Origin of the sequence: Asticcacaulis sp., assembly GCF_027484505.1 — a bacterium.
Classification (GTDB): Bacteria; Pseudomonadota; Alphaproteobacteria; order Caulobacterales; family Caulobacteraceae; genus Asticcacaulis.
In genome coordinates, this window is sequence record NZ_JAIXSV010000236.1 from 1 (window position 1) to 24,377 (window position 24,377).

At 60.9% G+C, this 24,377-nt stretch carries 20 protein-coding genes; 10 read left to right on the forward strand and 10 right to left on the reverse strand.

Annotated features, from left to right (window positions below):
• From Q0072_RS13890 to Q0072_RS13900, 3 genes are all read right to left on the reverse strand, one after another.
• On the reverse strand, positions 1 to 654 hold a 654-nt coding region (locus Q0072_RS13890), incomplete at its 3' end, for an IclR family transcriptional regulator (RefSeq protein ID WP_298331215.1).
• A gap of 41 nt (positions 655 to 695) precedes the next feature.
• Positions 696 to 1,091 carry an MliC family protein gene (locus tag Q0072_RS13895; protein ID WP_298331217.1) on the reverse strand — a complete coding sequence of 132 codons (396 nt, stop codon included), beginning with the start codon at positions 1,089 to 1,091 and terminating at the stop codon, positions 696 to 698.
• A 465-nt stretch (positions 1,092 to 1,556) separates the two neighbouring features.
• Positions 1,557 to 3,743, reverse strand: a complete 2,187-nt coding sequence (locus Q0072_RS13900; RefSeq protein WP_366941815.1) for a prolyl oligopeptidase family serine peptidase — start codon at positions 3,741 to 3,743, stop codon at positions 1,557 to 1,559.
• A gap of 208 nt (positions 3,744 to 3,951) precedes the next feature.
• Here Q0072_RS13900 and Q0072_RS13905 point away from each other — a divergent pair, with 208 nt between their 5' ends.
• A complete protein-coding gene (locus tag Q0072_RS13905) occupies positions 3,952 to 4,566 on the forward strand; it encodes a hypothetical protein (protein WP_298331221.1) in 615 nt (204 codons plus the stop codon).
• 3 nt (positions 4,567 to 4,569) lie between these two features.
• Complete coding sequence (locus Q0072_RS13910) at positions 4,570 to 4,875, forward strand: transcriptional regulator (RefSeq protein ID WP_126421220.1); 306 nt, start codon at positions 4,570 to 4,572, stop codon at positions 4,873 to 4,875.
• 189 nt (positions 4,876 to 5,064) lie between these two features.
• Here the strand turns inward: Q0072_RS13910 and carB are convergent, their stop codons facing one another.
• The 4 genes from carB to carA form a co-directional block, all read right to left on the reverse strand.
• Positions 5,065 to 8,361 (reverse strand): carbamoyl-phosphate synthase large subunit, encoded by a 3,297-nt coding sequence (gene carB, locus Q0072_RS13915; RefSeq protein ID WP_298331224.1) that lies wholly within the window; start codon positions 8,359 to 8,361, stop codon positions 5,065 to 5,067.
• Between the two features lie 296 nt (positions 8,362 to 8,657).
• Complete coding sequence (locus Q0072_RS13920) at positions 8,658 to 9,305, reverse strand: sulfotransferase family 2 domain-containing protein (RefSeq protein WP_298331226.1); 648 nt, start codon at positions 9,303 to 9,305, stop codon at positions 8,658 to 8,660.
• 159 nt (positions 9,306 to 9,464) lie between these two features.
• The gene (locus Q0072_RS13925; protein WP_298331228.1) at positions 9,465 to 9,929 is read right to left on the reverse strand and encodes a hypothetical protein; all 465 of its coding nucleotides are present in this window, start codon (positions 9,927 to 9,929) and stop codon (positions 9,465 to 9,467) included.
• An 18-nt stretch (positions 9,930 to 9,947) separates the two neighbouring features.
• Entirely contained in the window at positions 9,948 to 11,120 is a 1,173-nt protein-coding gene (gene carA, locus Q0072_RS13930; RefSeq protein WP_298331230.1) for a glutamine-hydrolyzing carbamoyl-phosphate synthase small subunit, read from the reverse strand.
• Between the two features lie 337 nt (positions 11,121 to 11,457).
• Between carA and Q0072_RS13935 the strand changes: the two genes are divergently transcribed.
• The gene (locus tag Q0072_RS13935; RefSeq protein ID WP_126421210.1) at positions 11,458 to 11,646 is read left to right on the forward strand and encodes a hypothetical protein; all 189 of its coding nucleotides are present in this window, start codon (positions 11,458 to 11,460) and stop codon (positions 11,644 to 11,646) included.
• A 23-nt stretch (positions 11,647 to 11,669) separates the two neighbouring features.
• Positions 11,670 to 11,792, forward strand: coding sequence for a hypothetical protein (locus Q0072_RS13940; protein ID WP_013479411.1), 123 nt, complete (start codon positions 11,670 to 11,672; stop codon positions 11,790 to 11,792).
• A 79-nt stretch (positions 11,793 to 11,871) separates the two neighbouring features.
• Here the strand turns inward: Q0072_RS13940 and Q0072_RS13945 are convergent, their stop codons facing one another.
• From Q0072_RS13945 to Q0072_RS13955, 3 genes are all read right to left on the reverse strand, one after another.
• A complete protein-coding gene (locus Q0072_RS13945; protein ID WP_298331233.1) occupies positions 11,872 to 12,111 on the reverse strand; it encodes a DUF2798 domain-containing protein in 240 nt (79 codons plus the stop codon).
• Positions 12,112 to 12,294: 183 nt separating this feature from the next.
• Positions 12,295 to 13,926 carry an alpha-L-fucosidase gene (locus Q0072_RS13950; protein ID WP_298331235.1) on the reverse strand — a complete coding sequence of 544 codons (1,632 nt, stop codon included), beginning with the start codon at positions 13,924 to 13,926 and terminating at the stop codon, positions 12,295 to 12,297.
• A gap of 68 nt (positions 13,927 to 13,994) precedes the next feature.
• The gene (locus Q0072_RS13955) at positions 13,995 to 15,944 is read right to left on the reverse strand and encodes a sialate O-acetylesterase (protein ID WP_298331237.1); all 1,950 of its coding nucleotides are present in this window, start codon (positions 15,942 to 15,944) and stop codon (positions 13,995 to 13,997) included.
• A 313-nt stretch (positions 15,945 to 16,257) separates the two neighbouring features.
• On the opposite strand from Q0072_RS13955, the gene Q0072_RS13960 reads away from it, so the two are divergent.
• The 6 genes from Q0072_RS13960 to xylE all read left to right on the forward strand — a co-directional run bounded on the left by Q0072_RS13960 (position 16,258) and on the right by xylE (position 24,317).
• Positions 16,258 to 17,319, forward strand: a complete 1,062-nt coding sequence (locus tag Q0072_RS13960; protein WP_126421204.1) for a LacI family DNA-binding transcriptional regulator — start codon at positions 16,258 to 16,260, stop codon at positions 17,317 to 17,319.
• A gap of 225 nt (positions 17,320 to 17,544) precedes the next feature.
• Positions 17,545 to 18,720, forward strand: a complete 1,176-nt coding sequence (locus tag Q0072_RS13965; RefSeq protein WP_298331240.1) for a fumarylacetoacetate hydrolase family protein — start codon at positions 17,545 to 17,547, stop codon at positions 18,718 to 18,720.
• A 244-nt stretch (positions 18,721 to 18,964) separates the two neighbouring features.
• Positions 18,965 to 19,714, forward strand: coding sequence for an SDR family oxidoreductase (locus Q0072_RS13970; RefSeq protein WP_272742456.1), 750 nt, complete (start codon positions 18,965 to 18,967; stop codon positions 19,712 to 19,714).
• A 152-nt stretch (positions 19,715 to 19,866) separates the two neighbouring features.
• On the forward strand, positions 19,867 to 20,766 hold the full coding sequence (locus Q0072_RS13975; RefSeq protein ID WP_298331245.1) for an SMP-30/gluconolactonase/LRE family protein: 900 nt from the start codon (positions 19,867 to 19,869) through the stop codon (positions 20,764 to 20,766).
• Between the two features lie 9 nt (positions 20,767 to 20,775).
• Positions 20,776 to 22,560, forward strand: coding sequence for an IlvD/Edd family dehydratase (locus tag Q0072_RS13980; RefSeq protein WP_298331247.1), 1,785 nt, complete (start codon positions 20,776 to 20,778; stop codon positions 22,558 to 22,560).
• 326 nt (positions 22,561 to 22,886) lie between these two features.
• On the forward strand, positions 22,887 to 24,317 hold the full coding sequence (xylE, locus tag Q0072_RS13985; protein WP_298331249.1) for a D-xylose transporter XylE: 1,431 nt from the start codon (positions 22,887 to 22,889) through the stop codon (positions 24,315 to 24,317).
• The last annotated feature ends 60 nt before the right edge of the window (positions 24,318 to 24,377 follow it).

The window sequence follows — 24,377 nt, forward strand, 5'->3', positions numbered from 1 at the left end:
CGCTTCTTCGTCGTCCAGCGACCAGCCCCGCGTTCGGATGGCACTCAGATCGCTGCGGAGGGCTTCTGGTGTGATCAGGGTCTTGGCCGTGTATTGCGGCAACTCACGGCGTTTCAGCAGGGCCTCCAGAGCGGGGTCGGCAAGCTGCGCCAGCAGGGCCTTGCCGATGCCCGACGCATGGGCCGAGCGGCGGTCGCCGATACGGAAAAAGGCGCGGATGGGGGCTTCGCACTCGACCTGCGCCACGAACACCACTGCGAAACCGTCGAGCATGGCCAGATTGACCGTCTCGCCTGTCGCCTCCATCAGGCGCAGCATTTCCGGCCGCCCGGCGGTCAGGATGCGGTTACGGCGCTGAAAGGCCATGCCGATGCGTAGGGCCTCAATGCCGATGGCCCATTTCTGCGACGGCTCATCCCAGCTGACCAGATCATGCGCCGACAAGGTGGCCAGAAGCCGGTGCGCCGTCGAGGCGGCCAGTCCCGCCTCACGCGACAGTTCGGTCAGGCTCATCCCGTCGTGGGCAGACAGGACTTTCAGCAGGCCCAAGGCCTTTTCCAGCGACTGATTGGTTGCCGGGGCGTCAGGCTTGAGCCGGTCTTCGCGCGGGCGACCGCGCGGACGGGACGGGGTGGGTTCAGGAGAGCGGGCCATAAATGGAAACTATTTCCAGAATGCCGCCCCGTCAAAGGGATTTACCCCTTGGTGCAGGCTTCGTCCGCCGAACCCCACGTGGCGTCATTGCCTTTGGTGTGCAGGCTGTAGCCCTCCGTCTGATAGAGGGTGCCGTCGCCGGAGGGGGTTTTCAGCAGGGTGAGCTTGCGGTTGTTGTCGGACAGCACCGTCACATCGGCCTTGTCATCGGAAAAAACGACCGACAGTTTGGTGCCCAGCGCGCAGCTATAGCTGATCGGATCGGAGACGGCGAAATCAGCGGCGGCCGACGACATGGCGTCCCTGGCATCGGTGGCCATTTCGGAGGTGGTTTCCTGCACCTCCTCGACGGCCTGCTGGGCTTCGGGCTTGGAGCAGGCCGACAGCGAGGCGGCGGTGAGTGCCATCAGGGCGACGGCGGTGGCGATCTTGCGCATGGGGTGATCCTCCGTGAGTGGTCCTTCGGAGGTATCAGCCCGCGCGTAAGGAAACGATCAGATCGCCCCTTATCGAAGATTAACGAGAGGGAAGAAAAACCCCCTCTTCCGACGGGAAGAGGGGGTTTGAGTTTAGGCTGTGGTGACAGTTTAAGATTTAATGCGGCTATTTTCTCCTCCCCACCCCGTGGGGAGGTGGCAGCGAGCGAAGCGACGCTGACGGAGGGGTATAACCCAGCGTAGAGATACCCCTCCGCCTCGTAAACTCGGCACCTCCCCATAAAATGGGGAGGAGGGAGGCCGCAAACGCTAGAGCGCAATCCGATAAAGTGGAAACCACTTTTCGGAAAAATTGCGCGACAGAACAGAAATTTAGAGTGGGATGATGCTTCCATCTAAAATCATCCCGCTCTAATTCGTCACCACTGCCTAGATCATTATGTTTCTACCAGAAATCATAATGGTTTAGTCCATCAGCTTCTGCGCCAGATAGGTATATTCCAGCGCGTTCCGCTTGGCCGTTTCCTTGAGGTTGGCCGCTGCGGAGTGGCCGCCGTCGGTGTTTTCGTAATAGAGGAAGGGCAGGCCCATATCCCCCATCAGCGCCGCCATCTTGCGGGCATGGCCCGGATGCACGCGGTCATCCTTGGTCGAGGTGACGAAGAAGGGCTCCGGATACTTCACCCCGGCCTTCAGGTTGTGATAGGGCGAGATGGTCTTGAGGAAGGCGGCTTCTTCCGGGACGTCCGGCCGGCCATATTCGCCCTGCCACGAGGCCCCGGCCAGCAGCGTGTGATAGCGCAGCATGTCGAGCAGCGGCACCTGCACCACGACGGCATTCCACAGGTCCGGGCGCTGCGTCAGTTGCACGCCCATCAGAAGCCCGCCGTTCGAGCCACCCATAATGCCCAGACGACGCGGCGAGGTGATTTTGCTCTTGATCAGGTCTTCGGCCACGGCCTGAAAATCGTCATAGATGACCTGACGCTTGGTCTTGAGGCCCGCCTCGTGCCACTTGGGCCCGAACTCCCCGCCGCCGCGGATATTGGCCAGCACATAGGCGCCGCCCTTTTCCAGCCACAGCTTGCCGATGGCCCCCGAATAGGACGGGGTCAGCGAGATTTCAAAGCCCCCATAGGCATAGAGCAGGGTCGGCGTATTGCCGTCCAGCTTGGTGTCCTTTTTCATCACCACAAAATAGGGCACCTTTGTGCCATCCTTTGAGGTGGCCCAGTGCTGTTCGACCTTAAGCCCCTCGGCATTGAAGCGTTCCGGGCTGGCCTTCAGCTTGGTCACCGTCGTCTTGTCGGCATCGGCGATGTACAGGGTCGAGGGTTGCAGATAGCCCGTGGACCAGGCGAACAACTGATCCGACTCGTCATCGGTCGAACCGAGGCTGAGCGACGAATTTTCCGGCAGGGGCAGGGGTTTCAGCACCCACTGGCCATTGACGAGGCTGACCGACTGCACCTGACCGGTGACGTTGGACAGGATCGACAGCACCAGATGGTTCTTCGTCTGACCGATGCCGGCGACGCTCTGATGATCGTTCGGCGCAAAGATCACCGAGGGCTCGACGTTTTTCGGGTCTTTCAGCGCGGCCTTCAGGTCAAAGGCGATTACCGCGCCGGATGGGTATTTCGTGCCCTTGGCGCTGGTCCAGTCGTCCTTCAGCGAAAAGACGGCCTGACCCTTATAGTAGGCGTTCATTTCCGAGGTCAGCGGCAGGGGCAGCTTTACTTCGCCGGCGTCGGTGAACCACGTCGTATCGGTCTCAAAGAAGCTGGGGCGGCGCTCGGCATAGTCCATGACGTAATTGCCGTCGATGTCGCGCAGCACGGTGCGATAGGCCATCATGTCGGTCTTGGCCCCGCGATGGATTTCCACCGCCTGATCAAGGCTCTGACCGCGCTTGAGCACCTTGGTGACGAAGGCATAGCCCGACGGCGTCACTTCGCCCGGCGTCCATTCGCGCGCGACATAGAGCGTGTCCTTGTCCTTCCACGTGACGATCTGCTTGCCTTCGGGCAGGCTAAAGCCGCCTTCGACAAAGCTTCTGGTCGTCAGGTCGTATTCGCGCACCGTCACGGCGTCCTTGCCGCCGTTCGACAGGTTGATCAGGCAGCGGGTGTTTTGCGGCGGCAGGCACGACGCGCCCTTATAGACCCAGTTCTGCCCTTCGGCCTTGGCCAGAGCGTCGAAGTCCAGCAGGATATCCCACTTGGGCGCCCCGGCCAGATACGAGGCCTTGTCCGTGCGGCGCCAGATGCCGCGCACATGGTCCTTATCCTGCCAGAAATTGTCAATGAAGCCGCCATTGGCAAAGCCGGGCGACGGGATGCGGTCGGTGGCTTCGACGATTTTCAGGACATCGGCTTCGTACTGGGCAAAGCGCGGATCGGCCATCAGGGCTTTCAGGCTGCGTTCGTTCTGCGCCTTGACCCAGGCAAGCGACTTCTCGCCCTCGACCTCTTCCAGATACTGACGCGGATCGGCGGCATCCGGCGTCAGGGTGGCGGGATTGGCCGGAGTGGATTTGGCGACGGTGGTGATATTGGTCATCTGGGCCTGCGAGGTGAGGGGCATGGCCCCCAAGATGAGCAGCGAGGCGGCCATGCGCAAGGCCTGACGCGACAAGGACGTGTTTGACATGTGGAGGGTTTCCCGCGGTTGGTTTTGCCTGAAACTAACCCCGGCTTTGGCCCCTTTGGCAAGCCCGGACGGCAATCTTACAAAAATGTAATGACGGTCGCACATAAAGCGCTTTACAAAATAAAGTACTTCATTCATAACAAGCTCAGGCCGCTCAGACAGAGGGCCATGACGACATCAAACGCTGCCTTATGGAGGGGCAAAACCTATGGACTCTAACGCACTCAAAAGCGACATCGACTATCTCAAGTCTCTGGCTCTGGATGGCGGGCGCGCCCCGGTCATGAACGGCGGCGCGCTCTTCTGGGCCGGCATCTGTTTCTCGGCGGCGGCCGTGGTGCAGTATCTGGTCATGGACGGTGTTCTCACGGTTCCCAATCCGTGGTTTCTGGCCCTGAACTGGGGCGTGGCGGCGGCCATCTATGCCGTCCTGTGTATCGCCTCCATCGCCGCCTCTAAGCGCCGTTATGGGGTCGGCAATGCCATGAACCGCGCTATCGGTTCGGTATGGTCGGGCGTCGGTTTTGCCATCTTCGCCCTGTTCGTTACCTTGACGGCGGCGGCAGTCGGCATGAAGGCCATGGAACAGATGCAGCCATTGATCGCACCGGCTATCGTTATCCTTTATGGCGTCGGCTGGTGGGTCGTGTCCGTCCTGTCGGGCCGTAAGTGGATGGCGGGCGTGGGTCTGCTGAGCTTTGCCAGCGCGCCGTTCCTGGCCTTTGTCGGCGGTCAGCCGCTCCAGATGCTGGGCTATGCCATCACCCTGACCCTCATTGCCACCATTCCGGGCCTTGTCCTGATGCGCTCATCGGAGGGCTGAGACATGCCGGATGAGTTCAATATCGAGCGTATCGACGACGTTATTCATGGCCGTCTGAGGCTGGGCATCATGGCCTTTCTGTCTACGGCCGGGTCGGCGGACTTCACGACGCTGAAAGCCAAGACGCAATCCACGGACGGCAATCTGTCGGTGCAGGTGCGCAAGCTGGAAGAGGCGAACTACGTCACGGTGGACAAGGCCTTTGTCGGCAAGAAGCCGGTGACGACCATCACGCTCACCGAAGCGGGCCGCGCGGCCTTTGTCGATTATCTCGACGCCATGCGCCGCCTGATCGACGAGGCGGGCTGAAATCCTATACCTCCCTGCACGTAAGTGCGGGGAGGGGGACCGCACGAACTTGCACCGCAAGTGAGATGCGGTGGTGGGGTGCCTTGAAAAGCGCACTCAATTTCCGCTCAGAGAACCCCATCACAACACGCTGGGGAGGTATGAAGGTTCCGCACCAAAAAAAAGCCCCGGTTTTCACCGGGGCTTTTCTTACGCGTATTCCTGAATGGACCGGACGTCCAGCTCGCCCTTGAGACCTGAGGCGATGGCCCGCACGGCCGCCACAGCGCCATTGGCCGTGGTGTAGTAAGGGATCTTCATCATCAGAGTCGTGCGGCGGATCGAGAAGGAGTCGAGCAGGGCCTGCTTGCCTTCGGTGGTGTTGAAGACCAGCGCGATCTCACCGTTCTTGATGGCGTCCAGCACGTTCGGACGGCCCTCAAGCACCTTCTTGATGGTGTCGATCTTCACGCCCTGCGCCGCCAGATAGTCGGCCGTGCCCGCCGTGCCGCACACCTCGAAGCCGAGGCTGAGCAGGGTGCGGATGGCCTCAACGATCACCGGCTTGTCCTGATCCTTCACCGAGACAAACACCTTGCCCGACGTCGGCAATTTGGTGCCGCCGCCCAGTTGCGACTTGGCAAAGGCGCGGGCAAAGGCGTCGATCATCTCTTCGCCGTCGCGCACCCAGTCAAGGCCCATCACCTCACCGGTCGAACGCATCTCAGGCCCAAGCACCGTATCGACATTGGCAAAGCGCGCGAAGGGGAAGACGGCTTCCTTGACCGCCACGTGGCGGTAATCGCGCGGCGTCAGGCCGAAGGACGACAGGGACTGACCGGCCATGACCTTGGCGGCGATCCCGGCCAGCGGCTTGCCCAGCGTCTTGGCGACGAACGGCACGGTGCGCGAGGCACGCGGATTGACCTCCAGCACGTAGATCTTCGGGTCGGTATAGGGGTTCAGGATGGCGAACTGCACGTTCATCAGCCCCTTGACCTTCAGGGCCTTCGCCAGTTCGATCGTCTGACGCTCAAGCTCCTTCACCGTTTCCGGCTTCAGCGAGAAGGGCGGCAGCGCGCAGGCCGAGTCACCGGAATGCACGCCGGCCTCTTCGATGTGCTCCATAATGCCGGCGACAAACACGCCGGTTTCATCGGCTAGTGCATCGGCATCGACTTCGATGGCCGCGCTTAGGTACTGGTCGATCAGCACCGGCGAGTCGCCCGACACCTGCACGGCTTCGCGCACATAGCGGGTCAGTTGCTCGTCGTCGCGGATGATTTCCATGGCGCGGCCCCCCAGCACGTAGGACGGGCGAATGACGATGGGATAGCCGACCTCATGCGCCGCCTTGAAGGCCTCTTCCGGCGTGCGGGCGATGGCATTGACCGGCTGGGTCAGGTTGATCTCTTTCAGCAGTTGCTGGAAGCGCTCGCGGTCTTCGGCCAGATCAATGGCGTCGGGTGAGGTGCCGAGGATGGGGATACCTTCGTCTTCCAAAGCCTGAGCCAGTTTCAGCGGCGTCTGACCACCGAATTGCACCACCACACCGGCCAGCGTGCCGTTCGATTGCTCGACACTGATCAGTTCCAGCACGTCTTCGGCGGTCAGCGGCTCGAAATACAGGCGGTCGGAGGTGTCGTAGTCGGTGGAGACCGTCTCCGGGTTGCAGTTGACCATGATGGCCTCAAGGCCCATGTCCTTATAGGCAAAGGCCGCGTGGCAGCAGCAATAGTCGAACTCAATGCCTTGCCCGATGCGGTTCGGCCCGCCGCCGAGGATGATGGCCTTTTTGCGATCCGACGGCGCGGCTTCGCATTCCGGCACCTGACCCAGAGCGCCGGATTCGTAGGTCGAATACATGTAGGCGGTCGAAGAGGCAAATTCGGCGGCGCAGGTGTCGATCCGCTTGAACACCGGGCGCACATTGAGGCCGTGACGGGCGGCGCGCACGTCCTTTTCCTTCGTGCCGGTCAGCTTGGCCAGACGCACATCGGAGAAGCCCATGGCCTTCAGCTTGCGCAGTTCGTGCGCGGTTTTGGGCAGGCCCAGAGCGCCGATCTTGGCTTCTTCGGCGACGATGGTTTCGATCTGACGCAGGAACCACGGCTCATAATGGCATGCCGTGTTGATCTCTTCGACGCTGAGGCCGTGGCGGAAGGCCTGAGCGATGACGCGCAGACGGTCCGGCGTCGGACGGCCCAGTTCGCGCACCACGGCTTCCTTGATGGCGTGGACGCCGGTCGCACCGGCCACACCGGGGATTTCGACCTCATCAAAGCCCGACAGGCCGGTTTCCAGACCGCGCAGGGCCTTTTGCACCGACTCGGCAAAGGTGCGACCGATGGCCATGACTTCGCCGACCGACTTCATCGAGGTGCCGAGCAGCGGCTCGGAGCCTGGATACTTCTCAAAGGCGAAGCGCGGGATCTTGGTGACCACATAGTCAATCGACGGCTCGAACGAGGCGGGCGTCACCTTGGTGATGTCGTTGGTCAGTTCGTCCAGCGTGTAACCGACGGCCAGTTTGGCGGCGATCTTGGCGATGGGGAAGCCGGTGGCCTTCGACGCCAGAGCCGAAGAGCGCGACACGCGCGGGTTCATTTCGATGACGATCATGCGGCCATCGGCGGGGTTCAGCGCGAACTGCACGTTCGAGCCGCCGGTTTCGACGCCGATTTCACGCAGTACGGCCAGAGAGGCCGAACGCATGATCTGATATTCCTTATCGGTCAGGGTGAGCGCCGGGGCGACCGTGATCGAATCGCCGGTATGCACGCCCATCGGATCGACGTTTTCGATGGAGCAGACGATGATGCAGTTGTCCGCCTTGTCGCGGACGACCTCCATCTCGTATTCCTTCCAGCCGACGATCGACTCTTCGATCAGCACTTCGGTGGTGGGGCTGAGGTCGAGGCCGCGCGTGACGATGTCGCGGAACTCTTCCTGATTGTAGGCGATGCCGCCGCCGGTCCCGGCCAGCGTAAAGGACGGACGGATGACGGCGGGCAGGCCGCCGATGGTCTTCAGCGCCTCAACCGCCTCTTCCCAGCTGTGGGCGACGGCGGACTTGGCCGATTCAAGGCCCAGCTTGTCCATGGCGTCGCGGAACTTCTGACGGTCTTCGGCCTTGTCGATGACCTCGGCCTTGGCACCGATCATTTCGACATTGTACTTGGCCAGCACGCCGTTGTTTTCCAGCGCCAGCGCGGTGTTGAGCGCCGTCTGACCGCCCATGGTGGGCAGAAGGGCATCCGGGCGTTCCTTGGCGATGATCTTTTCGACGAATTCCGGGGTGATCGGCTCGATATAGGTCGCGTCGGCCACGTCCGGATCGGTCATGATGGTGGCCGGGTTGGAATTGACCAGAATGATGCGGTAGCCTTCCTGACGCAGAGCCTTACAGGCCTGCACGCCGGAATAGTCGAACTCACAGGCCTGACCGATGACGATGGGCCCCGCGCCGATGATCAGGATGGACTTGATATCTGTACGTTTGGGCATGTCTGTCTTTCTTCAGGTCTGGCTTCAGGTCTGGTCGCGCGCAAAGTTTCGGGCAAATGCTTGTGCGGCATTTGTCCGGTGGAAGATGAACCCTTGTGGGCTCTGTTATGTTTTCAGGCTAAGCGGGTGCTTTAGTGCCTTAAGGACGGGGATGCAACCCCTTAGAGCGATGTGTCGAAAAGTGTGAGCGGTTTTCCGCAAAAACATCGCGATTCAAGAAAAATTATGCCGTGCGATGCCGCACATGCTGTCGTTATTCGGGCAAAAAGAGGGGAATGTTCGATCGGTTACGGTGATCACAGAGGATAAACATCGGGATCATAACCGAATTTCGAAAAGTCTTCTCTGTAGAAGGCTTTGACGTGGGCTCGCCCTTCGTCGCTCCAGACAATCTCGTGATTATGCGCCGATCCGTCAAGGACGTGGCTCAGACGGTCATCCGGGGCAGGCGCCTCTATATCCTCGCTCACGGCGCGACAAATGTTCAACAGTCCCTCTTCAAAGCGGAACAGTCTTGCTCGAGCGTCAAAAAATTCGTGTTGCGGTCGCAGATGATTATCGCGCGCCCAGGGATCATGGGCAAACTGATCACCGATTGTCCTGACCCATTCGTCAAAGCTCTGGTCAGGCACAGTGCCCAGAACCTTATGGATGATCTGTTTGAATTTAAATTCGCTTTCCACGCGTTTATAAGGATTGCGAACCACTGTGAATGTATAGTCGAAACGATCCGTGAAATACTTATCAATTTCGGACTGCATCAGATGCTGCGGTGTGCAGGGAAGAATTTCGGGCATTCCATAAGGGTTTTCTCCGATTACAGTATTGTTCTGTAAAAGGTTTATGTCCGCGAAGGTTTCAATCCATTCTTCTATCGTCGAGCCACCCGTTTTAGGGACATGAATGAACAGTATGGTCTTATCTTTGTAACGAAAAAACGGCATGTGCCCTCAACGGTGCAAACAGGGGTATCCTTGGAGCATTCGTCGGCTCAGTTGAGCCGCCGAATGGCTCTAAGTTTTGTTTGGTCGCGCAATTTTTCCGAAAAGTGTTTTCCACTTTATCGGATTGCGCTCTAGGATTTTACAGAAGGTTCGGCAAAATCATAACCGAATTTGCGGGGCAGCGCCCTTTGTGACCCGCAGCGGTGGCGTCTTGTCAAAGGTCAGAAGCGTTTGATGAGCGACAAAAGCATCAGCAAGGCTAAAAACCAAGGCGCTAAGGGTCACTAATCGCGTGTAGGCAGCGCGTTCCGTTTCGAGATAGCAAAGCAGTGGGGTGTATTTGCAGTAAATGATCCGCACAGATTGGCCGACCGCAAACCCCGTTTGCGGCGACCTAAACACAAACGGAAAATAATGCCTCTTCCCGCTTGGGTCATGGAAGCGGCACAAAAAAGCAAAGCCGCTTCCGCCATCCGATGTCCAGACGATCTGAGCCTCGACGGCCTCATTCCAATCCGGTTTGCGATGAACCCAATAGGCCGCAAACAAGGTGTAGAGGAGGGCCAGAGCGTGAATTATAGCTCCGCCGACATGCTTGTCCGTCAGTATCCTGAACCCATCCATTGAGGCCTGGAGGCGGCTTTACGCCGCCACCTTAGCGTCGCGCATATAGTGCGCAAAACGTTCAAACAGGTAGAGCGAATCGACCGGGCCGGGCGAGGCTTCGGGGTGATGCTGGACGCTGAACACCGGCTTGCCGGCCAGAGCGATACCGCAATTGGTGCCGTCAAACAGCGAGACGTGGGTTTCGACCACACCGGCGGGCAGGCTGTCGCGGTCCACCGCAAAGCCGTGGTTCATCGAGACGATCTCGACCTTGTTGGTGGTCAGGTCCTTCACCGGGTGGTTGGCACCGTGGTGGCCCTGTTCCATCTTGAGAGTCTTCGCCCCCAGCGCCAGAGCCAGCATCTGATGGCCGAGGCAGATGCCGAACACCGGCAAACCGGCGGCAACCAGCTTTTGAATCTGCGGCACGGCATAGGCCCCGGTGGCGGCCGGGTCGCCCGGACCGTTGGACAGCAGCACGCCATCGGGCTTCATCGCCAGAATCTCTTCGGCCGGCGTCTGGGCCGGGACGATCTTGACCGCCGCGCCGACGCTGATCAGGGCGCGCAGGATGTTCTGCTTCACACCGTAGTCGATGACGACGACGTTGAAGTCCGCCTTCTGACCATCCTTATGGCCTTCGGACCACTTCCACAGGTCGGAGGTCCATTGCGCCGCCTGCGTCGAGGTGGCGTCCTTGGCCAGATCCAACCCGACAAGGCCCGCCCACTCGGCGGCCTTTTGAGTCAGGGCGGGGATATCGAACTGACCTTCGGGGTTGTGGGCGATCACGCCGTGCGGCATGCCCTTTTCGCGGATGCGCTTGGTCAGCGCACGCGTGTCGATCCCGGCAAGGCCCACCACACCGCGCGAGGCCATCCACGCATCGAAGCTGAGGGTCGAGCGCCAGTTGGCGGGCGGCGTCGGCAGGTCGCGGAAGATCGCGCCCCTGGCGGCGCGGCGCGGATCATCTCCCAGTTGCTCGACGTCTTCCGGATTGACGCCGACATTGCCGACGTGCGGGAAGGTGAAGGCGACGATCTGATCCATATAGGACGGATCGGTGAGGATTTCCTGATAGCCGGTCATGGCCGTATTGAAGCAGACTTCGCCCAGCGCATCGCCGGTCGCGCCGCAGCCCAGGCCTTGAAACACGGTGCCATCGGCCAGAACCAGAACCCCCGTTACACCGGGAAGAAGATCAGTCATGGTCAAATACTCCTGTAGGAAGGCCAGAGGCGGGCAAGGCTGCGGGTAAACGGCCGCACACATAGGGATTTGGTCCCGCCGGGTCAATGACGAATTGCCCTGAGGCGGTCACGATTGTGCACGGGGTCTGTCGCTCTGCGTAACATAGCGGCACTCTGTCGTGGAAAAGCCGCATTTCGCCTCATTGCGGCTCTATTTGGCGGCGATAGGTCACGGTCTTTTCCGGCGGGGGATCGCCCGGTGCCGTTTCGACCCTGTTGAAACGTCGCCTCCACCTTTGACGCGCATCCGACCACAAGGTTTGGCCCTTGTGGGACGCGCTTACGGGAGAGCCCTGATGTATCGAATCTTTTTCCTCAATGCCGAAGACGCCGAAGTGACCTCGGTGCCGTGGGGATCGGACCTCAATCTGGCCATCGACCATGCCAAGGCTCACCTGCCGGCCCACAGCCGCTGGCACGGGGCGACACAGGCGCGTATCTATGATATGCAGACCAGCCAGCTCGTCTTTCAATATCCTCAATAACCATAATCATAAGGACACCGACCATGGCTAAAGGACAGAAAAAATCCAACAAGGAAATCCGCAAGCCGAAGGCGGCAAAGGTTAAGATCGAGCCGGCAGCCACGGCGGGTTTTGCCAAGGGCACTTTGTCGCCGGTCAAGAAATAACCATTTACCGCTCGCGTTTTATGATCGGGTTGCGAAAGATTTCCCTTTTCGCAACCCGCTTGGATACGAGACAGCCTTGCTATTCGTCGGCGACCACCAGCCTGACAATGCGCCTGACCAGAGGCAGCACCAGCAGAAGTGTGGGGAAGGCGATCAGCCACGAAAGGCCCCAGGCGGGCAGCCAGTGGCCGATAAAGCCCGCAGATAGCCCCACGGCCTTCAGAGTCGAGATCAGCGACACCACAAAGGTCATGATGATCGACAGGATAAAGGGCAGGGCGAACGCGCCATAGCGCGCCGGTAAGCGTGGAAACAGCATAGTGTCTCTTTCGGGAAAAAAACGTCAGCACAGGGCACCTATGATCAGGCCCCGTCCACTGACAGGGTTGAGGTGCGTTGCTTAACGTTACACGCTTACGGTCGGTTGCCGACACGCTCACCCTAGCAAAAGTGGCCAGTATAGGCAAGCGAAGGCCCGGAGCCCTTGTCGGCTCAATGGGCTTTATACGATCCCCGATCCCATGATCTTCAGCACCGGGGTAAAGGTCGGGCGCGCTTCGGGCAACTTCACATTCAGCCCGTTGATCGACAGGCCGAACGCCAGCGGCTGACCGTGGCCCAGCAGTTCGACGCGCTCGACCGTGCCCTTGCGCTGGGCTGACCCCTGCGCCATGGCCGTCAGGCTCATATATCCGTTGTTGGGCCAGTCCTGCCCCAGCGCATAGAGCACTTCCCCCTTGGTGGTGTAGCGGATGTCTTCGTGGGTAAAGCCCTTCTGCGCGTGCTCGTTCTGCATCCCCTCGGCAAAGCGGGCCGGGCCTTCACCGTAGATCGTCCAGACGCGGGTGCCAAAGATGGCCTCACCATTCACCGTCATCCACGCCGCCATGTCCTGAAGGATTTTGACTTCCTTTTCGTCAATGGCCCCATTGCCGCGCTGCGGGATCGACAGCAGCATATTGCCGTTCTTGGCGACGATATCGCCGAGGCGCTGGATGACGTCCTTGGCGGTTTTATAGCCATTGCGCTCATAAAGCCCGCGGTCGTAGTGCCAGTTGCCGATGCAGGTGCAGGTCTGCCAGTATTCGGCGCGCAGACGGTCGGAAAAGCCACGCTCGACATCATCGACGATGGCGCGTTTCTGTCTGGCGTCCAGCTTCTTGCCGGTAACGACGGCCTCCAGTTTGCCGCCGTTCCATTTGCGGTTCTGGTTGTAGAAATAGGCCGTGGCATCGAGCCCTGCCTGCTCCAGCGGCAGTCCGTAATTGTCGAAATAGACAAAATCGGGCCGGTACTTATCGACCAGATCGTTCTGCCGCAGCAACCACTGTCTGGCGTACCAGGCGTTAGGCGAGGTCTCCAGCCACTGACCCGAATGCTGATCGTGATAGTCGTTCATTGCCTTGATCGTGGTCAGGCCGTCAGGCGGCACCATGTCCCCGGCTGGACCAGTATAAAGGTCCTGCGGATCGAGACCGTCCCACCATTTGCCCTTGCCATCGGATTTCGTCAGGCGCGCCGCGTCATAGCGTACACCGCGCATCGGCCCTTCCGGATCGTAGCCATAGGCCGTCTGCCACCAGTGCCAGGCGTGGGCCGCGTGGTTGGAGACGCCAAAGCGCAGACCGGCGGCGCGCGCCACCTTCGCCCAGCGGCCGACAATATCCATCTTCGGGCCGACGTTCAGCGTGTTCCACTTGTGGAACTTCGAATCGAACATATCCAGATTGTCGTGGTGATTGGCCATCGACACGAAGTATCTGGCACCGGCGGCCTTATACAGGGCGATCTGGCCTTCCGGGTCCCATTCCGTGACCTTCCAGTCGTTGATGATCTCCATAAACCCATGATGCGCCGGATGGCCATAGCGTTGCACATGGAGGTCGTAATAGGGATTGCCCTGCATATACATCTGCCGTCCGTACCAGTCGCCCGCCTCAGGCACGCACTGCGGCCCCCAATGCGACCACAGACCCAGCTTGGCGTCCTTGAACCAGTCTGGCGTCTGATAGGCGTCGCCCAGCGACTCCCAACTGGCCTTGAACGGGGCCGTCGCGGCCTGCGTGGTGGGGGCAAGGGCGGCACCGCTGAGGGCTGCGGCGGAACCAAGCATCTGACGGCGGGTAGGGCGCATGGGAGTCCTTTTGCGGGAAAGACGGGTATTCAACGGCCGGATGCGGTCGGCATCTTCGGCCGTTGCTATTATTGGATATCGATCTGGAACGGGGCGACGGGCAGGTCGCTGGTGCTGTAGAGATTGACATAAGGCGAGTCGGCCCAGCCGTAGCGGACCTGCTTCGCCGTCGCCGCGCCCTTCAGCACCACCACATCGCCTTCGACCGTCGCGCTGACATAGCGGCAGGCACCGTCGCAGGCTTCAAAGCCGATAGCCTGATCCGACGAATAGGTCAGCAGTTTGCCGCCCGTGTCGCGGAACCGGATCACCACATCCGCGCCACGGCGGCTGGCCGAGACGGGTTCGGGCGACAGAGCCACGGCTTCGCCATAGGCGGCCTTGCGCATCCCCAGCGCCACGCGCTCACCCACTACCTTTTTCTGCGTCGGGTGGATGTCGGTACGGTCGCCGACATCGAGGCTGACGGCCAGAGCGGTCTTCGCATCGGCCTTGACGCTGAGGCGCTGGGATTCGCGTAAGGCCGCCCATTGTGACGGGGCCGGGCCGTTCACTACCGGGCCGAAATTGGCCAGTTGCACGACAACGACGGGCAGGTCGGGTTGACGGAAGCTGGCACGCCAGTCGGCAAACAGGGCGGGCAGCAAACGGCTATATTCCCTGGCATTGCTGGCATTGGATTCCCCCTGATACCAGGCCGCACCTTTCAGCGTGTAGGGCGCGATTGGGGCAATCATGCCGTTATAGAGGGTGCTCAGCCCGGAGGTGGGCAGCCACGGTGTGGTGGGGACATCGCTGAGGCCCGACATGGGCGTGGAAATTTTATATTTCCACGTTTCCGGAATTTGAATAATTTTGCCATCGCTGAGGTAAAGGCCGCGCGGCTTGGGGTCACCCCACATACCGCCACCGCCGCCCGTATCGACAGCCCGCAGCGCGATCACGTTGCGCCCGGCCTTCAGCACGCCCTTGGGAACCTCATAGCGGCGCGGCGTGTTCCACCCTTCGCTCGAGCCAATGACCTGGCCGTTGATGAAGGTGGTATCGGCGTCGTCCACCGCCCCCAGCACCAGCGTGGTGGCCGATTTGGCCTGTGCCGCGGTCAGGGTGATCTCGCTGCGATACCATACCACGCCGTCAAAGCCCGCAAGGGCCGGGTCGCCCGACTCTTCCCAGAAGCGCCTCGTGTCCATGGTCTTCCAGTCGCGGTCGTCATAGGCCACGCTTGCCCACTGGCGCTTTTCGACCGCCTGCGGTTCGTGCGTGTCCCACCAGTCTTGCGTCATCTTTTGCCAGCCCTTTTGCGCCGCCTGCGGGTCGCGGGCGTAGAGTTTCAGCGTCTCAAGGCCGGTATCGTAGCTTTTGAGTTGAGCCAGTGTCGATTGGCTCAGCCATGACTGGATCATTGAGCCGCCCCATGACGAATGGATCATACCGATGGGCACACCGGTTTTCGCCGCCAGCGCCTTCAACATGTAGTAGCAGACAGCCGAGGTGTCGCCGGTCGTTTCCGGTCCGACCGCGCGCCACGCCGGTGATTTCGGCAGGTCGCTCAGCGGGCCGGCGGGTTGCGCGTCTTTTTCGACCGTGACGAAGCGGATGCGGTCATTGGCCGAGTTGAGGATCTCGTTATAGGCATTGGTAGCGTATTTGGTGGTGAATTCCATGTTCGATTGCCCCGAACACAGGAACACGTCGCCCACCAGAATGTCTTTTAACGTCGCGCCGCCCGACAGGCTCAGTTCGTAAGGTCCACCGGCGGGCAGGGGGGCCAGGGTCGCCTCCCAGCGGCCCGAAGCGTCCGCCGTCGCGGTCGCCGTCTGACCGGCGATGCGCAGGGTGACCGTTTCGCCCTTGTCGGCAAAGCCCCACACCCGCACCGGGGCCTCTCTTTGCAAGACGGCGTGGTCGCCGAAGATGGCGGCAAAGCGCGGCGCGGCCTCGGCCGACAGGGGGGGCGTCAGGGGTAGCGTCAGGGCCAGCAGACCGGCGGTCAGGCGCAGGGATGTCAGTTTCATCGGGCGGTCTCCACTGGATTTTTGCTGTAAATTATTATCATGGCTCCGGCGTCGATCTCTGTGACCGAGTCGCCATCACCTGTCAGATTCGTGGCGGTCATCTGGCTATCTTCCCTGTTCGCCTCGCTTCTGTTTTGCGGTCGAGGTCGTTGATCAGGCTTATGACAGCGCTTACTTTTTTTCAAGTGAGAATTTATTTTGCTAATGAAAACAAAGCGCCTGTCCCTCTTTACCTTTGCCGCTTGGGCGTGCGACAATTGTACGATCGTATCCGATTCAGCGTCCTGTGGCGCGGCACTCAAGGGGTAAAGCATTGGCGCGTAAGGTCAGTCGTCGCGGCGGCAACATCGTCACCATCCATGATGTGGCCCGGCACGTCGGCGTGTCGCCGATGACCGTGTCGCGCGTCATCAATGGTGAGAAGAACGTCCGCGAAGAGACGCGCAAAAAGGTGGCCGAAGCTATCGAGGCGCTAAACTATTCGCCGAACATGGCGGCGCGCTCTCTGGCCTCTCAGGATTCGTCGCGCATCGCCCTGATCTATTCCAACCCGTCCATGTCCTTCCTGTCGGAGCTGCTGCTGGGCATCCTGCACCAAAGCTCGCAAAGCGGCTGTCAGTTGATCATCGAAAGCTGCGAAGGTCCCGAAGGGGTGGCCGATGTGCTGGACAAGCTGAAATCGCTGGGCGTCGATGGCGTGGTCCTGCCGCCGCCCTTGTCGGACTCGACGCGCGTCGCCAAGGCCCTGCGCGAGATGGGCCTGCCGTTTGTCGGCGTGGCGACGTCGCGTCCGTCGCCGGATGCGGCCAGCGTCTCCATCGACGATTTCAAGGCGGCCTTCGCCATGACGCAGCGGCTGATCGCGCTGGGCCACCGTCGCATCGGATTCATCAAGGGCAACCCCAACTCCTATTACAGCCAGTTGCGGCATGAGGGCTATATCGCCGCCCTGACCAAGGCCGGGCTGACGCCGGAAGACAAGCTGATCGGGCAGGGCTATTTCACCTATCGCTCAGGCTTTGATGCCGCCGAAAGCCTGCTGATGCGCGATGAGCGGCCGACAGCGCTGTTTGCCTCCAACGACGATATGGCGGCCGGAGCCGTCGCCTCGGCCCACCGGCTGGGCCTCGATGTCCCCAGAGACGTGACCATTGTGGGCTTTGACGATACGTCCATGGCCTCGTCCGTGTGGCCGGAACTGACCACCGTGCGTCAGCCGATTTCGGACATGGCGTCGCTGGGGCTGAAGATGCTGCTGGAGCAGATTCGCACGCGCCGTTCGGGTCAGCCCTATGCCCCGGTGCACGAAATCCGCGACTTTGCGATCATTGAACGTCAGTCCTCTTCGGCACCGGGCGAAGACGCGACCGACTGAGAGCTGAAAAATGTAACCGGGAGGGTGTCGCCTCTTGACAAGCGGACACTTCTGCTGGAAATGGTAGCGGTATCATAACGGCTCAACCGCGTAGCCACGGTTGCGCGCGAGGCCGTGTGGAAAAAATATAAAAAAGTCCGGTGGTTAGCGACCGGACGCTACAGGTTGAGCAGAGTCCCTTCCTTCCGGCTGTCCGGACGATTCGTAAAGCAAAGGTGCGTCACCATGACCGATTCCCTTCCTGCCGCCATGCTTCCGGTAGATTGGCGCGATGCCACGCTGGTGGGCCGCCTCCTTCTGCCCGAAGGCCCGACTCCGGTGCTGGTCAAGGGGGGCGAGGTGTTCGACATGAGCGCGGTGGCCCCGACCGTGGCGCAGCTTCTGGCGAACTGGCCGGAAAAGGGCGTACCCGTTGGCGGCAAAAGCCTCGGCAAGCTGGAAGACTTCGCTTTCCAGAAGGCGTGGGAAGGGCAATCGACCCTGCTGTCCCCCATCGACCTTCAGGTGGTCAAGGCGGCCGGCGTGACCTTCGCCGTGTCGGCGGTCGAGCGCGTGATCGAAGAGCGCGCGCGCGGCGATTACAACCAGGCGCAGGCCATCCGCGATGATCTGGCGGCGCGCGTCGGCGGCGACATCCGCTCGGTCGTGCCGGGCACCGAGGCTGCCGCCAAGCTGAAAGAGGCGCTGATCGCCGACGGCCTGTGGTCGCAATATCTCGAAGTTGCCATCGGCCCTGACGCCGAAGTCTTCACCAAGTCGCCGGTCCTGTCGTCGGTGGGCTGGGGCGAAGAGGTCGGCGTGCGCTCCGACTCGACCTGGAACAACCCTGAGCCCGAAGTGGTGATGGTCGTCGATCCGAAGGGCCGTGCGCTGGGCGCCACGCTCGGTAACGACGTCAATCTGCGCTGCTTCGAAGGCCGCTCTGCCCTGCTGCTGGGCAAGGCCAAGGACAATAACGCCTCGTGCGCACTGGGGCCGTTCATCCGCCTGTTCGATGAAGGCTTTACGATTGAGGACGTGCGCTCCGCCGTGCTCGATCTGCGCATCGACGGGCCGGAAGGCTATGTGCTGGAGGGACGTTCCTCGATGGATCAGATCAGCCGTGATCCGCTGGAGCTGATCCGTCAGGCGATGAGCGAGCACCATTATCCTGACGGCTTCGTCCTGATGCTGGGCACGCTGTTTGCGGCGACGCAGGACCGTGACACGCCGGGCCGCGGCTTCACGCACAAGGTCGGCGACATCGTTACTGTCACCTCGCCCAAGCTCGGTACGCTGGAAAACCGCGTCACCACCTCAAAAGACGCGCGCGCCTGGACCTTTGGTATCGTCGCCCTGATGCAGAACCTCGTTGCGCGTGGTCTGCTGAAGGTCGAAACGGCCAAGGCCGACGCGGCATAACCCGTTCGTATCCTGAAGACCACCTGTAACGAGGTTCAGGGATGTCCCTAGTGGAATGAATTTGACATTTGATACCCAGTTGCCGCGACCATTGCAATCAAATGTCAAATTTGAAAATTCCACTAGAATCATAAAGTTGCTAGTGGTCTTAAAGATTTTGACATTTGCCCTCGAGCGTGCTGCAAGCGGTAGCAAATGTCAAAATCAGACCACTAGCTGTTTGTTTGTAGAAAGTTCTGAAGACATGTCGTCTGCCATCTATCCGAGCCTGAAAGGGCGTAAGGTTCTCATCACCGGCGGGGGGTCGGGTATCGGCGGAGGGCTGGTCAAGGCCTTCGTCAATCAGGGTGCCAAGGTGCACTTTATCGACCTTGTCGATGAAGTTTCCGCCACCATCGACACCGGGGTTCTGGGCGTCGCGCCAGTCTATCATCAGTGCGATCTGACCGATACGCCGGCGCTGGAAAAGGTGCTGGCCACCATTCAGGCCGACGGTCCGGTGACGATCCTGCTGAATAATGCGGCGCGCGATGACCGTCATTCGCTGTCGGAAATCACCTCGGAATTTTTCGACAAGAATATCGGCGTCAACCTCAAGCACATGCTGATGGTCACCCGCGCCATTGCACCGGGTATGAAGGCCGCTGGCGGCGGGGCCATCATCAATTTCGGCTCGATCTCCTGGCACCTCGGCCTGCCCGACCTGACGCTCTATGAAACGGCCAAGGCCGGTATCGAAGGCATGACGCGCGCGCTGGCCCGCGAGTTGGGCCGCGACAATATCCGCGTCACCACCATCATCCCCGGCAATGTCAAAACGCCGCGCCAGATGAAGTGGTACACGCCCGAAGGCGAGCGTCAGATCGTTGAGGCCCAGTGCCTCGACGGCCGCATCGAGCCGCAGCACGTGGCCTCTCTGGCCCTATTCCTCGCCTCTGACGACGCCGCCCTGTGCACCGGCCACGGCTACTGGATCGACGCCGGTTGGCGATAAGCTAATTCTCCTCCCTTGCAAGCCCTTGGGCGAAGCGGGGGAGGTGGCGAGCCTGCGAGCCGGAGGGGGCGCGGCTTGGGTGGGATAGCCCCCTCCGTCAGCGACTTCGCGCTGACACCTCCCCCGCTGAGCAGGGGAGGAGGGAGATACAGATGACCCAACTGTTCCAACCGACCTGTGTTCTCGACCTCAAGGCCACGCTGGGCGAAGGGCCTGTGTGGTCGGCGCGCGATCACGCCCTGTGGTTCGTCGATATCAAACAAAAGCGCGTTCACCGCTACGATCCCGACATCGGTTCGCATCAGTCCTTCCTTGCCCCGTCCGAGCCGGGCTTCCTCGCCCCCAAAACACGCGGCGGGTTTGTCGTCGGCTGCAAGACGGGCCTCTACGATTTCGACCCTAAGACCGGCACCTTCACCCTTTTGACCCATGTCGAGCCGGGCCTGCCGACCAACCGCCTCAATGACGGCTTTGTTGATGCCAAGGGCCGCCTGTGGTTCGGGTCGATGGACGATGATGAGGAAAAACCCACCGGTCGCCTGTACCGCTATGACGCGCGCGGCCTGAAGGTGATGGACGACGACTACGTCATCACCAATGGCCCGGCGGTCAGCCCGGACGGCAAGACCCTCTATCACAACGATACGCTGAAAAAGCACATCTACGCCTTCGATCTCGACGACCACGGCGACATCCATAACAAGCGCCTGTTTGCGCAACTGGATGCCTCCGGCAAAACCGGCGACCATGGCGAAGGCTATATGGATGGCCCGATCGTCGATAGCCAGGGCCAGGTCTGGGTGGGTCTGTTCTTTGGCTGGGGCGTGCATGTCTATGCGCCGGATGGCCGCCTGATCCGCAAGGTCGATCTGCCGGTGTCGAACGTCACCAAGATCGCCTTTGGTAGCCGCGACCTGAAAACCGTCTATGCGACGACGGCGGCGAAGGGCTTAAGCGCCGAAGACCTGAAATCGCAACCGCGGGCCGGTGGTCTGTTCAGCTTCCGCAGCGATGTGGCCGGTCAGCCGCAAAACGAAATAAATTTTCTCTGAGGGCAATCCATGAGCCGTACACCCGCGACCCCCAATGGCCGTTTCCGTTCGCAGGAATGGTTCGAAGCCCCCGGCCATATCGACATGGCGGCGCTCTATCTGGAGCGCTTCATGAACTACGGCATCACGCCGCAGGAACTGCGGTCGGGCCGGCCCATTATCGGTATCGCGCAGTCGGGCTCCGACCTCAGCCCGTGCAACCGCATCCATCTCGATCTGGCCCAGCGCGTGCGCGAAGGCATCCGCGATGCGGGCGGTATCTGCATGGAGTTTCCCTGCCACCCCATCTTTGAAAACTGCCGCCGCCCGACCGCCGCGGTGGACCGCAACCTCAGCTTCATGACGCTGGTGGAAATCCTGCACGGCTACCCGCTCGATGCCGTGGTGCTGACGACCGGTTGCGACAAGACCACCCCGGCGGGCATTATGGCCGCCACCGCCGTCGATATTCCGGCCATTGTGCTGTCGGGCGGGCCGATGCTCGACGGCTGGCACGACGGCGATCTGGTCGGTTCCGGCACGGTCATCTGGCGCTCACGGCGCAAGCTGGCCGCCGGTGAAATCACCGAAGACGAATTCCTCGAAGCCGCCTGCGCCTCCGCCCCGTCGGCAGGGCATTGCAATACAATGGGCACGGCCTCGACCATGAATGCCGTGGCTGAAACCATGGGCCTGTCTCTGCCCGGCTGCTCCGCCATTCCGGCCCCCTATCGGGAGCGCGGTCAGATGGCCTACGAGACGGGCCGTCGCATCGTCGAAATGGCCTATGAGGACCTCAAGCCCTCGAAAATCCTGACCAAGGCCTCCTTCCTCAATGCCATTGCTGCGGTGGCGGCGCTGGGCGGTTCGACCAATGCCCAGCCGCATATTGTGGCCATGGCGCGCCACGCCGGGGTCGAGCTGACGCCCGAAGACTGGATGGCAGCCTATGACATTCCGCTGATCCTCAACATGCAGCCGGCGGGCAAGTATCTGGGTGAGCGCTTCCACCGCGCGGGCGGCGTCCCGGCCATCCATGTCGAGCTTTTGAAGGCCGGAATGCTGGACGGCACGGCGACGACGATTACCGGCAAGACGATTGCCGAAAACGTCGAAGGCCGTGAAACCCGCGACCGCGAAATGATCCGCACGGTGGCCGAACCGCTGATGGAGCGGGCGGGCTTCCTGGTGCTCAAGGGCAATCTGTTCGACTTTGCCATTATGAAGACCAGCGTGATTTCGCCGGAATTCCGTCAGCGCTACCTGTCCGAACCGGGCCGCGAAGGGGTGTTCGAAGGCCGCGCTATCGTCTTTGATGGCTCGACCGACTATCATGAGCGCATCAATGATCCGGCGCTGAATATCGACGAGCATTGTATTCTGGTTATCCGTGGCTCCGGCCCGGTCGGCTGGCCGGGGTCGGCCGAAGTGGTCAATATGCAGCCGCCCGACGCGCTGCTGAAAAAAGGCATCACCTCGCTGCCGACCATCGGCGATGGGCGTCAGTCGGGGACGGCGGATTCGCCCTCCATCCTCAATGCCTCACCCGAAAGCGCAGTGGGCGGTGGGCTGGCCTGGCTGCGCACCGGCGACACCATCCGCATCGACATCAATACCGGGGCCTGCGACATGCTGGTCTCTGACGAAGAGATCGAAAAGCGCAAGGCCGACGGCATCCCAGCCTATCCGGAGTCCATGACCATGTGGCAGGAAATCTATCGTCAGACCGTGGGGCAGCTGCACACGGGCGCGGTGATGGAACCGGCGCTGAAATATACGAAGATCGCCGACAAGATGCCGCGGCATAATCACTGACCGCAATCTCCTCCCTGTTGCTGCGCAACAGGGAGGAGGGATGTTGCGCAGCATTTTTGCGGTAAAACCCGGCCTCCACATGGTAGCGCTATCAGCTTTTTGCTTGCCAGACTGAAAATTTAAGGCACATTAACCACGCCCGCGGCGCGGTGAGCCAAGACCCTGTCTCACTTTTTGAGAGAGCGGACTTTACGACTCGCTGCGCGCGGTTCAGTTTCATTGCGCCGATCCGCCACACCCGACCACCAACGATACACAGGGACCAGAGAGCGGAAGGCGTCACACGTCTGCAATCCTCCGATTGCACTCAGGGAAGGGAAAATTGAATGTCCTCATCACTTGGAAAAGTGAATATGGGGCTGGTCATGGGGCTCGCCATCGGCGCGGCTCTGGGCGGGCTCCTGTTCGGCTACGACACCGCCGTGATTTCCGGCGCCGAAGAAGCCATCGTCCATAATTTCGTCACGCCGCGCACTGACCTCACCGAGGTGGCGCGTAACTCTCTGGCCGGTACGGCCATCGGCATTGCGCTTCTGGGCTGCGTGCTGGGCTCGCTGATCGCCGGGCCGCTGTCCACCTCGCTCGGCCGTCGCGCCGGGATGCTGATTGCGGCGTTTCTGTTCTTCGCCTCGTCGATCCTGTCGGGCTATCCGGAACTGGGTCTGGCCCCCATCGGGGGTCTGGGCGTTGAGGGCCTGACGCCCTTCATGATCTACCGCTTTATCGGCGGGGTCGCCATCGGCATGGCGTCGCTGATTTCGCCGCTGTACATCGCTGAAATCGCCCCGGCCAAGCAGCGCGGCCTGCTGATCACCTTCCAGCAGATCGCCATCGTCGGCGGCATGCTGCTGGTCTATTTCGTCAACCTGAAGATCGCGGAATCCGGCACGGATGAGTGGGTGCTTTCGACCGGCTGGCGCTACATGCTGGCTTCGGCCGGTATTCCGGCGGCCCTGTTCTTCCTGGCCGCCTTCATCATGCCGGACACGCCGCGCTGGTACGTGATGAAACAGAAGGAAGACAAGGCGCGCAAGCTGCTCAGCGAACTGAACGATCCGCAGGAAGCGCAGGCGACTATGGACGAAATCCGCGGCTCGCTCAGTGAACATTCGGGTAAGCTGTTCTCGTTTGGCGTTGGTGTCGTCGTGGTCGGTGTGCTGCTGTCGGTGTTTCAGCAGTTCGTCGGTATCAACGCCGTGCTCTATTACGCGCCGCTGATGTTCAAAAACATCGGGTCGGGCACCGATCAGGCCCTGTTCCAGACCGTGCTGGTCGGTGCCGCCAATGTGGTGTTCACGCTGGTGGCGACCTTCACCGTCGATCACTGGGGCCGCAAGCCGCTGCTGATCCTCGGCGCTCTGGTTATGGCTGTGTCGATGGCCGCGCTCGGTATCCTGTTCCAGCAAAAGCAGGAAGGCACGTTGTTGCTTTATGCCGCCATGCTCTACATCGCCGGCTTCGCCCTGTCGTGGGGCCCGGTCGTGTGGGTGCTGCTGGCTGAAATGTTCCCCAACTCCATCAAGGGTAAGGCCATGGCCATCGCCGTCGCCGCCCAGTGGATTTCGAACTACATCGTCACCTGGTCGTTCAAGGTGATTGATGGCGACAGCGCGCTGAACGCCACCTTCAACCACGGCCTCAACTATTACGTCTATGCAGCCTTCTCGGTGCTGGCGGCGGTCTTCGTGTGGAAGTTTGTGCCGGAAACCAAGGGCCGGACCCTTGAGGCAATTGAAAGCCTCTGGAAGAAGGCGTAAACTCTCAAGCGACACAGTAAAGAACGGCGGAGCTTCGATCAGGCTCCGCCGTTTGCGTCT